At 69.1% G+C, this 13,304-nt stretch carries 10 protein-coding genes; 2 read left to right on the top strand and 8 right to left on the bottom strand.

Annotation, left to right across the window (positions count from 1 at the left end):
- Positions 1-523 precede the first annotated feature (523 nt).
- The 5 genes from MFF40_RS18305 to MFF40_RS18325 form a co-directional block, all read right to left on the bottom strand.
- Positions 524-2,125 carry a porin gene (locus MFF40_RS18305; RefSeq protein ID WP_238261667.1) on the bottom strand — a complete coding sequence of 534 codons (1,602 nt, stop codon included), beginning with the start codon at positions 2,123-2,125 and terminating at the stop codon, positions 524-526.
- A gap of 134 nt (positions 2,126-2,259) precedes the next feature.
- Positions 2,260-3,846 (bottom strand): porin, encoded by a 1,587-nt coding sequence (locus MFF40_RS18310; RefSeq protein WP_147898096.1) that lies wholly within the window; start codon positions 3,844-3,846, stop codon positions 2,260-2,262.
- Between the two features lie 927 nt (positions 3,847-4,773).
- The gene (locus MFF40_RS18315; protein WP_238261669.1) at positions 4,774-6,426 is read right to left on the bottom strand and encodes a porin; all 1,653 of its coding nucleotides are present in this window, start codon (positions 6,424-6,426) and stop codon (positions 4,774-4,776) included.
- Between the two features lie 411 nt (positions 6,427-6,837).
- Complete coding sequence (locus MFF40_RS18320) at positions 6,838-7,524, bottom strand: single stranded DNA-binding domain-containing protein (protein ID WP_238261671.1); 687 nt, start codon at positions 7,522-7,524, stop codon at positions 6,838-6,840.
- A gap of 129 nt (positions 7,525-7,653) precedes the next feature.
- Positions 7,654-8,262: a HupE/UreJ family protein gene (locus MFF40_RS18325; RefSeq protein ID WP_238261673.1), complete on the bottom strand. Its 609-nt coding sequence runs from the start codon at positions 8,260-8,262 to the stop codon at positions 7,654-7,656.
- Between the two features lie 445 nt (positions 8,263-8,707).
- Here MFF40_RS18325 and MFF40_RS18330 point away from each other — a divergent pair, with 445 nt between their 5' ends.
- The gene (locus tag MFF40_RS18330; protein ID WP_238261676.1) at positions 8,708-10,309 is read left to right on the top strand and encodes a gamma-glutamyltransferase family protein; all 1,602 of its coding nucleotides are present in this window, start codon (positions 8,708-8,710) and stop codon (positions 10,307-10,309) included.
- Between the two features lie 583 nt (positions 10,310-10,892).
- Here the strand turns inward: MFF40_RS18330 and prfB are convergent.
- Positions 10,893-12,021, bottom strand: a protein-coding gene (prfB, locus tag MFF40_RS18335; RefSeq protein WP_147855599.1) for a peptide chain release factor 2 whose coding sequence is annotated in 2 segments (ribosomal slippage) — positions 10,893-11,951 and positions 11,953-12,021 — 1,128 coding nt in all. Because the reading frame shifts where the segments join, the coding sequence is not laid out codon by codon here.
- A gap of 187 nt (positions 12,022-12,208) precedes the next feature.
- On the opposite strand from prfB, the gene MFF40_RS18340 reads away from it, so the two are divergent.
- Complete coding sequence (locus tag MFF40_RS18340; protein WP_238261678.1) at positions 12,209-12,547, top strand: DUF3140 domain-containing protein; 339 nt, start codon at positions 12,209-12,211, stop codon at positions 12,545-12,547.
- 26 nt (positions 12,548-12,573) lie between these two features.
- Here the strand turns inward: MFF40_RS18340 and MFF40_RS18345 are convergent, their stop codons facing one another.
- Both MFF40_RS18345 and MFF40_RS18350 read right to left on the bottom strand, forming a co-directional pair.
- Positions 12,574-12,927 carry a hypothetical protein gene (locus tag MFF40_RS18345; protein WP_147855601.1) on the bottom strand — a complete coding sequence of 118 codons (354 nt, stop codon included), beginning with the start codon at positions 12,925-12,927 and terminating at the stop codon, positions 12,574-12,576.
- Positions 12,928-13,034: 107 nt separating this feature from the next.
- Positions 13,035-13,247 (bottom strand): hypothetical protein, encoded by a 213-nt coding sequence (locus tag MFF40_RS18350; RefSeq protein WP_092036664.1) that lies wholly within the window; start codon positions 13,245-13,247, stop codon positions 13,035-13,037.
- Between the last annotated feature and the right edge of the window lie 57 nt (positions 13,248-13,304).

Here is a 13,304-nt window from a genome sequence, read left to right on the forward strand (position 1 = left end):
CAGAAGAGAGATCGGCAAGTTTTACCGCATCTCATCTTTCGCCGACGATCCTGCGATCCCGATCTTTAGCAAGCAACAGTGATTCAAAGTTCCGCCTGAGCATTTATGAATTTGTTGCTGATCTGCCACGTAACGCGTGATATGTTTTGATTTTATTCAACTTCAGTATTTGCCATGAGGTATTTGCAATTGGACAATTTTTTCCGTCGTCATTGCTCTTGGTGTAACCAGATGCGCCCGATCATTGATCATGATCGGCGACAGCACGGAGCGGCGATCCCGCCGAACGGGCGGCGCACCTGCCCCGGACGGTGGCGCGCTTGCACCAACCGCCTCGTGATCGGCGGCGATCGAGCCGCCATCCCGACCGGGGACAGGGCCGCCGGTCCTCATCGACGAATCGCGGGGGGCCCTCGAGCGCCAGCGCTCGGTCCGGCGCCCGGGAGCCTGGCGGCGCGATGCACAGCGCAAGGAGGCCCGGCGCAGGGCCGGGCCTCGGGTGTCGCGGCGCCGCAATACCGGCTCAGAAGTCGCGCTGGACCCGCAGGCGGATCTGCGAGACCGAATCCTGGGTCGCAGTCCGGGGCATGAAGGTGCCGGCGTTGATCTGGGCGATGGCACCGTAGGCGCCCGGGCTCTTGTCGAGATCGATCGCCCGGCCGCTCTTCAGGCCGATCTGCGTGTAGTAGCCCTCGACGCCGACATCGAGGTCCTTCACCGGCGACCAGATCAGGCTCGCGCCGGCCACGAACTGGTCGGTGTCGCGGAGCGCCTGGCTCAGTTGATAGAACCGCGTGCCCGGGACGCCGACCGCGTTGGTGCCGAAGGGATTGCCGCCGGCGAGGGTGCTCACCAGGCCGTAGGCCGCGCCCTGCGCAAGGCGGGCGCCGCGGGCGAAGCCCTGCGCGCCGTAGGAGCCGAAGACGGCCGAGCGCCAGTCCGGCGACCAGTAGTGCAGGTACGACGCCACCGCGGTGAAGCTCCGCGAGGTCTGCAGCCGGCCGGTGAACGGGTCGACCGTCGCGTCCGAGAAGAATTGGCTGAATTTCTGGCCCTGGATCGTCGCCGGGCTCTGTCCGGCAGAGCCGCTGAACGCCGAATAGCCCGTGTAGAACTGCGCGCCCTCGCCGTAGGCGCCCTGCAGGTACAGGGCGTCGCCCGGCGCGACGGACGGCGTGTTCACCTTCACGCCGCCCTGCACCGCCCAGCCCTGGACGCTGTCGGTGTGCGCGACGGCGGCGTTCGCGCCGGTGCCGAGCCCGACGTTGCCGACGTTCAGCTCATGGGTGGCGGCCGAAAGCTGCGCGGAGCCCCAGGCCTGGTCGAGGCGCAGGGCACCGACGAAGTCGGGCAGGCGCTCGCGCTGGATGCCGTCGATGGCGGCGAAGCTCGACGGAGCGCCCCGGGGATAGCCGACGAAGACCGGGCTGGCCGGAGCGGCGCCCCCCGAGGGCGCGAAGATCGGCGTGCGGCGGAAGACCGGGTCTTCCACCGACAGGGTCGCCGACAGGCCGTTGCCGAGGGCCGCCGTGTAGGCGAGCAGGTTGGTCGAGGCGACATCCGAGCCGGCGGTGCTGCCCGACAGCTCGAAATCGTGGGCATAGAAGTCGAAGAACGAGGAGGCGCGACCGGCCGTGAGCCCGGCGAACTGGATGAACGCCTTGTCGACGTTCACGATCTGCTGGACGCGCCCGACCTGATCGACGCCGGTGGCGACGTAGGCCGAGCCGATGCGCTCCTGGGTGCCGGATCGGCCCACACCGGCCGCACCGGTCCGGCTTCCGGCCTCGAGGCGCACGAAGGCGCGCAGCGTGCCGTAGGCGGTCTGGGTGCGGGCATCGAGGTTGAAGCGCAGCAGCCCGCGATAGCCCGACGTATCGCCGCCGTTGGTCCCGGCCTGCCGGGTATAGCTGGTGATGTAGCCGCCCTCGAACCGGGCGCGGCCGGAGACGCGCAGGCAGGTGTCGGCGCCCGGGATGAAGAAGAAGCCGGTGCCGTAGGCCGAGCAGACCCGGACATACGCGATCGGTGCCGCCGTCCCGACCGGAAGGTCGGCCGCGGCGGCTCCCCCGGCCATCGCGAGGGTGGCGGCCGAGCCCAGCAGGAGAGACGTCGATCGCCTCATCAAAGGCCTCGCTATTCTTAGCCGGCACAGCGGGACTGGCGCCAGAAAAAGCGGCCCGGCGCGGGGCCGGGCCTTGGAAGTCGAGTGCACGAGGACGGGTGCCGGGACCGAAGCCCCGGCACCGCTGGGGCGGATCAGAAGTCGCGCTGGACGCGGAAGCGGACCTGCGAGATCGAGTCCTGCGTCGCGGTACGCGGCACGAAGGTGCCGTTGTTGATGCCGGCGACGTTGTTGTAGGCGGTCGGGCTCTTATCCTGGTCGATCACTCGGCCGCTCTTCAGGCCGATCTGCGTGTAGTAGCCCTCGACGCCGATATCGAGATCCTTCACTGGCGACCAGATCAGGCTCGCGCCGGCGACGAACTGGTAGTTGTCGCGGAGCGCCTGGCTCAGCTGATAGAACCGCGTGCCGGGCACGCCCACGGCGTTGGGGCCGGAGATGAGGCCGGAGCCGGCGAGGCCATAGGCGGCCCCCTGCGCGATACGGGCGGCGCGGGAGAAGCTCTGCTCGCCGTAGGAGCCGAACAGGGCCGAGCGCCATTCCGGCGACCAGTAGTGCAGGTACGACGCAACAGCGGTGAAGCTCTGCGAGGTCTGCAGCTGGCCGGTGAACGGGTTGATCGTGGCGTCCGAGAAGAACTGGTTGAACTTCTGGCCCTGGATCGTCGCCGGGTTCTGCGCGTAGGATCCGCTATACGCGGAATAGCCCGTGTAGAGCTGCGCGCCGTCACTATAGGCGCCCTGCAGGTACAGGGCGTCGCCAGGCGCGACGAACGGGGTGTTCACCTTCAGGCCGCCCTGCACCGCCCAGGCCTGGACGCTGTTGGTGTGCGCGATGTTGACGTTCGTGCCTGCGACGGGATTCGTCGCGATATTGCCGACGTTCAGCTCATGGGTGGCGGCCGAGATCTGAGCCGAGCCCCAGGCCTGGTCGAGGCGCAGGGCACCGACGAAGTCGGGCAGACGCTCGCGCTGAACGGTGTCGATCGTGCTCAGCACGGTCGGAGCGCCCCGGGTGTAGCCGACGAACACGGGGCTGACGGTGGACGCGTAGGGCGCGAAGATCGGCGTGCGGCGGAAGACCGGGTCTTCCACCGACAGGGTCGCCGACACGCCGTTGCCCAGCACCGCCGTGTAGGCGAGCAGGTTGGTCGAGGCGTTGTCCGAGCCGAGCGTGCTGCCGGTGATCTCGAAGTCGTGCGCGTAGAAGTCGAAGAACGAGGACGCGCGACCGGCGGTCAGGCCGGCGAACTGGATGAACGCCTTGTCGACGTTCATGTATTGCTGAGCGCGACCCACCTGATCGACGCCCGTTGAGGCGTAGGCCTGGCCGATGCGCTGCTGGGTGCCGGACTGGCCGATGCCGGAATAGCCGGTGCGGCTGCCGGCATCGAGGCGCACGAAGGCGCGGAGCGTACCGTAGGCGGTCTGGGTGCGGGCATCCATGTTGATGCGCATCCGGCCCTGGTAGCCCGAGGTGTCGCCGTTGCCGCCCTGGCGCGAGTAGCTGGCCATGTAGCCGCCCTCGAACCGGGCGCGGCCCGAGATGCGCAGGCAGGTGTCGGTGCCCGGGATGTAGAAGAAGCCGGCCCCGAAGGCGGAGCAGACGCGGACGTACTCGATCGGCGCCGCCTTCTTGATCGGAAGGTCGGCGGCCTGGGCTGCCCCGATCGCCGCGAAGGCGGCGGCCGAGCCGAGCAGCGAGCTCTTCAAGAGCTTCATAGATATCTCCAAAGCTTCGAGACCCGAAAACACCCACGAGTCCGGTTTATCCGGCCCTCGCAGCGCTCGATGTTGTTGAATTCTGCAATCTTAAGTGCAGATTTTTAGAGATCTCCCGCGTCCGAGATTCCTCTATGCGGTTTCATATGATGGAATGCGCCTTATCCAAGCAACATCGATATCATTCGATCTGTGGGATTGATTTGTTTTGTTGCAAAGTCGCAACGCCACGAAAATGTTTTGCAGTATTATTGAATATATAGATTGTAGAATTAGTCTGATTGACGCGGATACTTATTGCGAACATCTCACAAGAAATATCTCCGCAGCCGCGATTTTTATCCGCACGCGCGTGGGTCTGCCGATACGGCCGGACCCGGGCTCATCCCGCGGTGACGCGCCGGCCCATGGTCTCGAGCCGCCGCGTCGTCGGCTCCGTTCGGCGCATCGCCGTGCGGCGGCAGCGGTCGCGACGGCCGGCTCGCGAAGATCCGTCGCGCCGGGTCCGCCCGTGATTCGACCGGATCGGCGAATCGATTCGTGCGGCGACGGCGCGGCCGAACGACGGCCCCGGCAGCGCGTCGGGACGCGGCGGGTATGGGGAGGATGGGGGCGGTCGAGCGGCGCCCCCGGGAACCGGCGCCCGAGGCCGGTCAGCGGCGCGGTGCGGAAACGCGGTCTGGCCGTGATCCGTGCCGGATGCGGGCTTCGCGGGTTCGGTCCGGAGTTCGTGTGTGGCGGCGGCGCCGCCGGGAACCGTTCGGCGGCGGCCCTGAAGCGGCGACGTCCGGAAGCGGGGCAGGCGCGGCGTCCGGCGTCATCGAGCCCGCCGACAACGAAAAAGGCCCAGCCGGAGGGCTGGGCCTTGAGATCCGTGGAACCGGGGAACCGGCGCGGGGGGGTGTATCCCCGCGCCGACGATGCGGCTTAGAAGTCGCGCTGGACGCGCATGCGGAACGAGGACACCGAGTCCTGCGTGGCGGTGCGCGGCACGAAGGTGCCGTTGTTGATGCCGGCAACGTTCGCGTAGGCGGTCGGGCTCTTGTCCCGGTCGATCACGCGGCCGTTCTTGACGCCGATCTGCGTGTAGTAGCCCTCGACACCGATATCGAGGTCCTTCACCGGCGACCAGATCAAGCTCGCACCGGCGACGACCTGGTAGGTGTCGCGGAGCGCTTCGCTGAGGTTGAAGAAGGTCGTGCCGGGCGTGCCGACGCCGTTCACACCGAAGGTGTTCGTGCCGCCCGGGTTGGCCAGGTTGAAGGCCGCACCTTGAGACGCGCGGGCCTTCTGCGAGAAGTCCATTTCGCCGTAGCTGGCGAACACGGCCGAGCGCCACTCAGGCGTCCAGTAGTGCAGGTAGGAGCCGACGATGCTGAAGCTCTGCGACCGCTCCATCTGCCCCGTGAACGGATTGATGGTGGCATCGTTGAAGTACTGCGCGAACTTCTGGCCCTGGATCGTCGCGGCGTTCTGCGAGTAGGAGCCGCTGAACGCGGAGTAGCCGGTGTAGAGCTGGGCGCCGCTGCCGTAGGCGCCCTGCAGATAGAAGGCGTCGCCGGGTGAGATGAACGGCGTGTTGATCTTGATGCCGCCCTGCACCGCGTACCCGTATGAGTTACTGGTGTGCGGAATGCTGATGTTGGAGCCGGTGCCGGTGCCGACGCCGTTGGCGACGTTGCCGACGTTCAACTCGTGCACGGCGGCGGACACCTGGGCCGAACCCCAGGCCTGGTCGAGGCGCAGGGCGCCGACAAAGTCGGGCATCCGCGAGCGCTGGACCGCATCGACGAAGCTGTACCGGGTCGGGACGCCGTTGGTGTAGCCGATGAACACCTCGGCCGGCGCGTTCGTCGGGGCGAACACGGCGATGTTGGCGTTGGTTTGAATGCCGCCGGGGTTGTTGGTCGGCGAGAAGATGGGGCTGCGGCGGAAGACGGGGTCTTCGACCGAGAGCGTGGCTGACAGGCCGTTGCCCAGCGTCGCGGTGTAGGCGAGCAGGTTGGTGGACGCGATGTCCGAACCCGCTGTGGCGCCGGCGAACTCGAAGTCGTGCGCGTAGAAGTCGAAGAACGAGGACGCGCGACCGGCGGTCAGGCCGGCGAACTGGATGAACGCCTTGTCGACGTTGGAGAACTGCTGGTCACGGCCGAAGCTGTCGACGCCGAGGCCGGGATAGGCCTGGCCGATACGCTGCTGAGTGCCGGAGGTGCCGACGCCGGAATAGCCGGTGCGGGCGCCGGCATCGAGGCGCACGAAGGCGCGCAGGGTGCCGTAGGCGGTCTGGGTGCGGGCATCGAGGTTGATGCGCAGGCGGCCCTGGTAGCCCGAGGTGTCGCCGCCGCCGCCGTTCTGGCGCGAGTAGCTGGTCATGTAGCCGCCCTCGAACCGGGCGCGGCCGGAGAGACGCAGGCAGGTGTCGGTGCCGGGAATGTAGAAGAAGCCGGCGCCGTAGGCCGAGCACACGCGGACGTACTCGATCGGGACCGCCTTCTTGACCGGAAGGTCGGCGGCGTGGGCGGCTCCGATCGCCGCGAAGGCGGCTGCGGAACCGAGCAGTGAGCTCTTCAAGAGCTTCATAGACATCTCCAAAGCTTCGAGACCCGATGATGCGGACATGCCCGGTTTTCCGGATCTTGCCGCACGTCTTGTAGGTTTGGCCTGCGTCTTGGGTGGCAGGCTCCTGCGGGCTCTCGCTTGGCGATGCCCCCGTGCACGATCACCATGTGCGAACGGGTTTCGGCGAGCAATCAGAATTCGGCTCGGATAAATTGGTTCCTGTGCGATGTTGCCGCCCGGCAACAATATCAGAACGCGTTAGCCGGCAACAGCTTGCCGGATGTACCGATATGCTTTCCGCAGTGGCAGGAGTGCTGTCGAACCGGGCATGGACGGGGCCGCCCCGGCCGGCGGGAAGGGCCGGGGCGGTCCGAACGTGTGGGCTACGCCGACGTCCTGTCCTGAGACGGCGAAGGCGCGCCCGGCCTCACCTCACATCGGCGGCGTCAGGCCGTTCTTGCCGACGGCGACGCGGCGCGCCGTGATCTTGCCGTCCTCGCCGCGCGCGGCGACCACGAACGCCTTCGCGCCGGCGGCGATCGCACCGGTATCCGCGGCCTCGAAGGTGACCACCGGGGCCTGCGGCGGGACCAGGATCTGGATCGACTGACCCTTGCCGTAATCGACCGTGAGGGTGCGCTCCGCGCCGCCCCCGCTCGCCTTCACGGTGCCGTTCGTCATCGCGCTCTTGACCCGGGGGGCGTCCGGCGCGGTCGTGGGTCCGGCGGCCTTCACGGTGCCGTTGGTCATGGTGCTCTTCACGGCAGCGCTGCCGGTGTGATCGGGAAGCATGTCCCAGTCGTAATGGCCTTCACCGGTGCCGCGCATCGATTCCGGGAACAGCACGACCTCCAGGGCGACCGGCGGCTCGCCCTTGGTGGCGGTGCCGATGAACACGCCGTCCTTGATCTGATCGAGCTGGGCCGGGACGACCCAGGAGACCTTGGCGTCTGGCGCCAGGGTCACCTGCTGGCTCTTGCCGTCCAGGGTCTTGAGGGTGAAGCCGCCGCCCTCCACGGACTCGATCGTGCCGCGCAGGCGCTCGGGCGGCGCGGCGGCCTGTGCGGAGGTGGCGAGCGCCAGAAGGCTCGCGAGGGCGAGGGTCGGGAGTTTTGACATGGTGGCGGGGGTCCTATCGCCGCCGGAATGGGGGCGGCGCGCATGACCTGGGACTCGGCGCAACCGTGTCAGCCCCTCGCGCCCGTGACATCAAGCCCCTGCGGGCGGGTGTAACCGGGACGGTACCGCTCAGGCCGGCAGCGCCAGCAGCGCGAGGCCCGCCGCCGCGACCGCGGTGCCGAGGGCCGGAGCGGCCCGGGCGGCGCCGGACCGCGACGCGGCGATCCCGAGGCCGATCCCGGCTGCATGCAGGAGGGCGGTCGCGGCCAGGAAACCCAGGCCGAAGGTCAGGCCCGAGGCGGTCTCCGGCATCTCGGCGCCGTGGGCGTAGCCGTGGAACACCGCGAACACGCCGACGAGGCTGGCGAGCAGCGCAACCGGCGCCCGCAGGCCGACGATCGCGGCCACGCCGAACACCACGATGGAGAGTGCGATCCCGGTCTCGGCATAGGGCAGCGCGACGCCGACCATGCCCAGACCCGCCCCCACGCTCATGAGCGCCAGGAAGGACAGGGGCAGCGCCCAGAGCGCCCGGCCGCCGCGCAGGGCCGCCAGCAGTCCGACCGCGACCATCGCCAGCACGTGGTCGGCACCGAGCAGCGGATGCAGGAAGCCGGCCTCGGCGCCGAGCGCGGCCCCATGGCCGGGATGGGCGAGGGCCGCCTGCGGCAGCAGCGCGAACGCGGCGGGAAGGGCGGCAAGGCCAGAGGCGAGCGGGGCGGCGAGCAGGCGCTTCATCGGGTATCCTTCGCGGGTGTACGGTTGAAGGTAGCGCCGATCCCGCGGCACGGCGAGTGCCCGGGCCCGCGGCCCCTCCGCCCTTCGACGGCACTCCACGGTCGGGCGCGCGTAGGTCTCGCCCCGGGCGGGTATCGGAAGGAGCCGAGTATGCAGCAGGCCGACATCCGCACCGCCGCCCGCCAGCAGGGCCTGGACGACCTCGACAAGGTCGCGGTCGGCATCGTCGAGCGCGACGGAAAGGTCTCGATCATCGAGAAGGCGTGACACGGAACGGGGGGTTCAGCACAGGCGGCCGTGGCGCTGCGGATCACTTGAATACATGATACCGTTTCACGCCGGCGCCGAGAGGGCCTAGCCGGCGGTTCGGCATGAGCGGTGGCGGCGCCCCTTCTCCGGCGGGGGCGGACGACCAGCGGCTCGATCGCACAGGACAGGATTTCCCGTGAGAGATTTCTCCGCACCCGGGCGCTCCCCGGTCTACGCCGCCAACGCAGCCGTCGCGACCTCGCATCCCGCCTCGACCCTGGCCGCCATCGAGATCCTGCGCGCGGGCGGCAACGCCGTCGATGCCGGGATCGCCGCGGTGGCGGTGCAGTGCGTGGTCGATCCGCTGATGACCGGGATCGGCGGCGATTGCTTCGCCCTCTATGCTCCGGCCGGCGCCTCCAAGCCGATCGCGCTGGACGGATCCGGCCGGGCGCCGGCCGCCGCCACGCCCGACTGGTACGCCGAGCACGGCGCCGCGATCACGCCGGCCTCGCCGCACGCGGTCACGGTGCCGGGGGCGATCGGAGCCTGGGACATGCTGGTGCGCGAGCACGGCACGCGCGCGCTGGGCGAATTGCTGCAGCCGGCGATCCGCTACGCCGAGGACGGGTTCGTGATCCAGCAGCGGGTCGGCTGGGACTGGCAGCGCAACATCCCCCGGGTCGCCGGCGACCCCCACGCCGCCGCCACCTACCTGGTCGGCGGCGAGGCCCCGGCGATCGGCAGCGTCTTCCGTCTGCCGAAACTCGCCGCCACGCTCCGGCGCATCGCCGAGGAGGGCCCGCGCGGCTTCTATGAAGGACCGGTGGCCGACGACATGGTCCGCCGGCTCAACGAACTCGGCGGCCTGCACACCCGGGACGACTTCGCCACGTCGCGGCCGGACGTGGTCGCGCCGGTCTCGACCCGCTACCGCGGCTACGACGTCTACGAGTGCCCCCCCGCCGGCCAGGGCCTCGCGGCGCTGATGATGCTGAACGTGCTGTCGCATCACGATGTCGGCGCCCTGTCGGACCTGGACCGGCTCCACCTGTTCGCCGAGACCTGCAAGCAGGCCTACCATCACCGGGACGTGCTGTTCGGCGACGCCGCCCTCGCCCGGGTGCCGGTGGAGCACCTGCTGTCGGATGCCTGGAAGGCCGCCGCCCACGGGGCGATCGACATGGGCCGCGCCCGGCCGCCGGAGATCTACCCCGAGATCGCGCAAGAAATCGCGGAGGCGCGGGCCCACAAGGACACGGTCTACCTCTGCGTGGTCGACCGGGACGGCAACGCGCTGTCGCTGATCAACTCGGTGTTCCAGGGCTTCGGCTCGGGGATCCTGGCGCCGGAGAGCGGCGTGCTGCTGCACAACCGCGGCCTTTCGTTCCGCACGGAAGCCGGTCATCCGAACAGCATCGGTCCCGGCAAGCGGCCGATGCACACGATCATCCCGGGCATGCTGATGAAGGACGGCCGGGCGGTCGCGCCGTTCGGCGTGATGGGCGGCCATTACCAGGCCATGGGCCATGTCGAGCTGCTGTCGGGCATCATCGACCGGGGCCTCGACGTGCAGGCGGCGCTCGATGCCCCGCGCAGCTTCGCGTACGGCGACAGCCTGGAACTCGAGACCGGCATCACGGACGCCGCGATGGCAGGCCTGATCGCGCGCGGCCACCCGGCGATCCGGGCACCGCTGCCGCTCGGCGGCGGCCAGATCATCTGGATCGACCGCGCGGCCGGCACGCTGGCGGCGGGATCGGACCCGCGCAAGGACGGGGCTGCTCTGGGGTATTGAGGAACAGGAGCCAGCCTTGGAGGCTACCGGACCAAAAGTGTCCGGAGGCAGCGCGGGTCCCCTCGCCCGCACGGGCCACGAAGCTCACACATCGCTGCCGGATGTGGGCCAAGGCCAACCCCAAGCGCGTCTCCCTCCACCCTCTGCGGGCTACGGGCTACACAGGTTTGAGGCACTGGCGCTGCTGCAGACTGCGACGGTCCCCCTCTCCCGTGCGGGAGAGGGTTGGGGTGAGGGACCAGGGCTTTCCGGAAATATCGCATCCCTCACCCTGTCCCTCTCCCGTACGGGAGAGGGGACCCGCGCCTCCTCCACCAGCGGGAGGACCAGGGCTCTGACCGAAACCTGTATAGCCCGTAGCTCTGCGGGGGAGGGTGGGCCTCGCGTCAGCGAGGGTCGGGAGAGGGGAACCCGGGTTCAGAAAGGGGCGCGACCGGCATGACGGGCGAAGCCCTGTTCTGCGCCGTCGCTCCCCTCTTGCGGGACTTCGTCCCGGCCCGATCCCCTTCGGGGGCCACCCTCCCCCGCAGAGGGGGGGAGGGAAACACGCGCGGGTGCGGCAGCCGCCTCAACTGAGAAAAACTCAGTCGATGTCCTCGACCTCTTCGGAACCGCCATAGACCCGCTGGGCCAGCGAAGCCTCCATGAACGGATCGAGGGAACCGTCGAGCACCGCGTCCGGATCGGTGGACTGGGTGCCGGTGCGCAGGTCCTTCACCAGCTGATAGGGCTGGAGCACGTAGGACCGGATCTGGTGGCCCCAGCCGATATCGGTCTTGGCGGCGGCCTCGGCGCTGGCCTTCTCCTCACGCTTCTTCAGCTCGGCCTCGTAGAGCCGGGCGCGCAGCATGTTCCACGCCGTGGCGCGGTTCTTGTGCTGGGAGCGCTCCTGCTGACACGCCACCACGATCCCGGTCGGGTTGTGGGTGATGCGCACCGCGGAATCGGTGGTGTTGACGTGCTGGCCGCCGGCGCCGGACGACCGGTAGGTGTCGATCCGGCAGTCGGACTCCTTGATCTCGATCTCGATCCGGTCGTCGATGACCGGGTAGACCCAGACGCTGGCGAAGCTGGTGTGGCGCCGGGCGCTGGAATCGTAGGGCGAGATCCGCACCAGCCGGTGCACGCCGGACTCGGTCTTGAGCCAGCCATAGGCGTTGTGGCCCTTGATCAGGAGCGTCGCGCCCTTGATCCCGGCCTCTTCGCCGTCCGACCACTCGACGATCTCGACCTTGTACTTCCGGCGCTCGGCCCAGCGGCCGTACATGCGCTGGAGCATGTTCGCCCAGTCCTGGCTCTCGGTGCCGCCGGCACCGGCATGGACTTCGAGATAGGTGTCGAAGCCGTCGGCCTCGCCGGACAGGAGGGTCTCGACCTGGCGGCTGGCCGCCTCCTTCTCGACGGCGAGGATCGCGGCCTCGCCCTCGCGGATCGAGGATTCGTCGCCCTCCATCTCGCCGAGTTCGATCAGCGTCGCGCCGTCCTCGAGGTCGCGCTCGAGCTTGCGGATGGAGGAGACCGCCTCGTCGAGCTGCTGGCGCTCGCGCATGACCTTCTGCGCGGCGTCGGCGTCGTTCCACAGGTCGGGGTTCTCGGAGGCTGCGTTCAGCTCCGCGAGGCGTTTATCGACAGTATCCCAGTCAAAGATGCCTCCTCAGCAGTCCTATAGACTGCTTGGCGGCATCCGAGGCTTGCTCGATCTCGGCGCGCATTTGGTTTTTCGGGACTTCGGGTGATGGGTCGGGCCGGGGTGATACCGCCCGGGAGCCGCCCTGTAAACGGCGGGCCGGGGCCCCGCGCCCGAACTGTGCGACGCCCGACCGCAGGGTGGTGCGCGAGCCGGCGCGCGGGCGGCGCGTTGTCGGGCACGGATCGGGCAGGAACGCGGAGGCGGCCAGGATGGCGGACGACGATCACGCGCAGACGTGGAGCGCCTTCAACGACGCCGTCAACATGACGCCGGCGGCGCTGCGCAAACACCTCGACGGCGCGGCGAGCCGGGAGGTCGGCCAGAAGAAGGACGGCGACGAATCCACCGGCCACGCGATGGGCCGGCGCATCCTGGCGATCAAGGACAAGAAGAAGGCCGATCTCACCGACGACGATTATGCCGCCATGCGCAAGGTCGTGGGCTACGTCCACCGCCACCTGAAGCAGGGCGGCGACGCCCGCAAGGACCCCGACTCACCCTGGCGGATGTCGCTGATGAACTGGGGCCACGATCCGCACACGGATTGAGGCCCGGGCTCGCCGGCCCGTCCGGCTCAGTAGCGCGGCGGCACGATGTAGGACGGGGCGATCACGTACTCCTTCGGGCGCTTGCGCGCACCGAACCGGCTCTCGGTGATCTGGTCGTTGTAGTAGTCGAAACCGGTGTAGCCGAAGCCACCGCCGTTCATCACCTGGGCCACCGGGACCGGCGGGACGGCGAGGTCGGGACGGCCCGGCGGCACCAGCACTTGGCAGCAGCCCTCGGTCTGCAGGACCGTCGGGCCGTTGGGGGCGGTGAAGACATAGGCGCGCGGCTGCGGGATCCCCGGCGGGAAGGCGGGCTCGGCGGCGGCGCCCTGGGCGACGAGACCGAGCAATCCGGCGGCGATCAGGGTCTTGGTGCTCACACAATGCTCCGTCACGGGGCCGGCCGGGCCGGCATCTGGCCTACACTCTAGCTTATCGCGGGCGGCCTGTCCGGCGCATGCGGACCGACCGGTTAACCGGAACCCGGTCAGCCGCGGGCGCGCAGGACCACCTGCGGGCTCGCCGGCACCGGCCGGCAATCCGAGATGAAGGCGTTGACCGGCAACGGCTTCGAGTCGCAGGCATAGACATCCGTCGGCCCCGGGGCCGGCACCGGATCCCGGGCGATGATCGGGTTCGGCGCACAAGCCGAGGCCGCGGCGGCGAGCAGCAGGGCGGCGATGAGGTTCAGGCGGCGCATGCAACACTCGGGACGCGGGAGGACCCCCGTGCCGAACCCTGCGCATCGCGATCCGCT

It is taken from the genome of Methylobacterium mesophilicum, assembly GCF_022179445.1.
In the GTDB taxonomy this organism is placed as follows: Bacteria; Pseudomonadota; Alphaproteobacteria; order Rhizobiales; family Beijerinckiaceae; genus Methylobacterium; species Methylobacterium mesophilicum.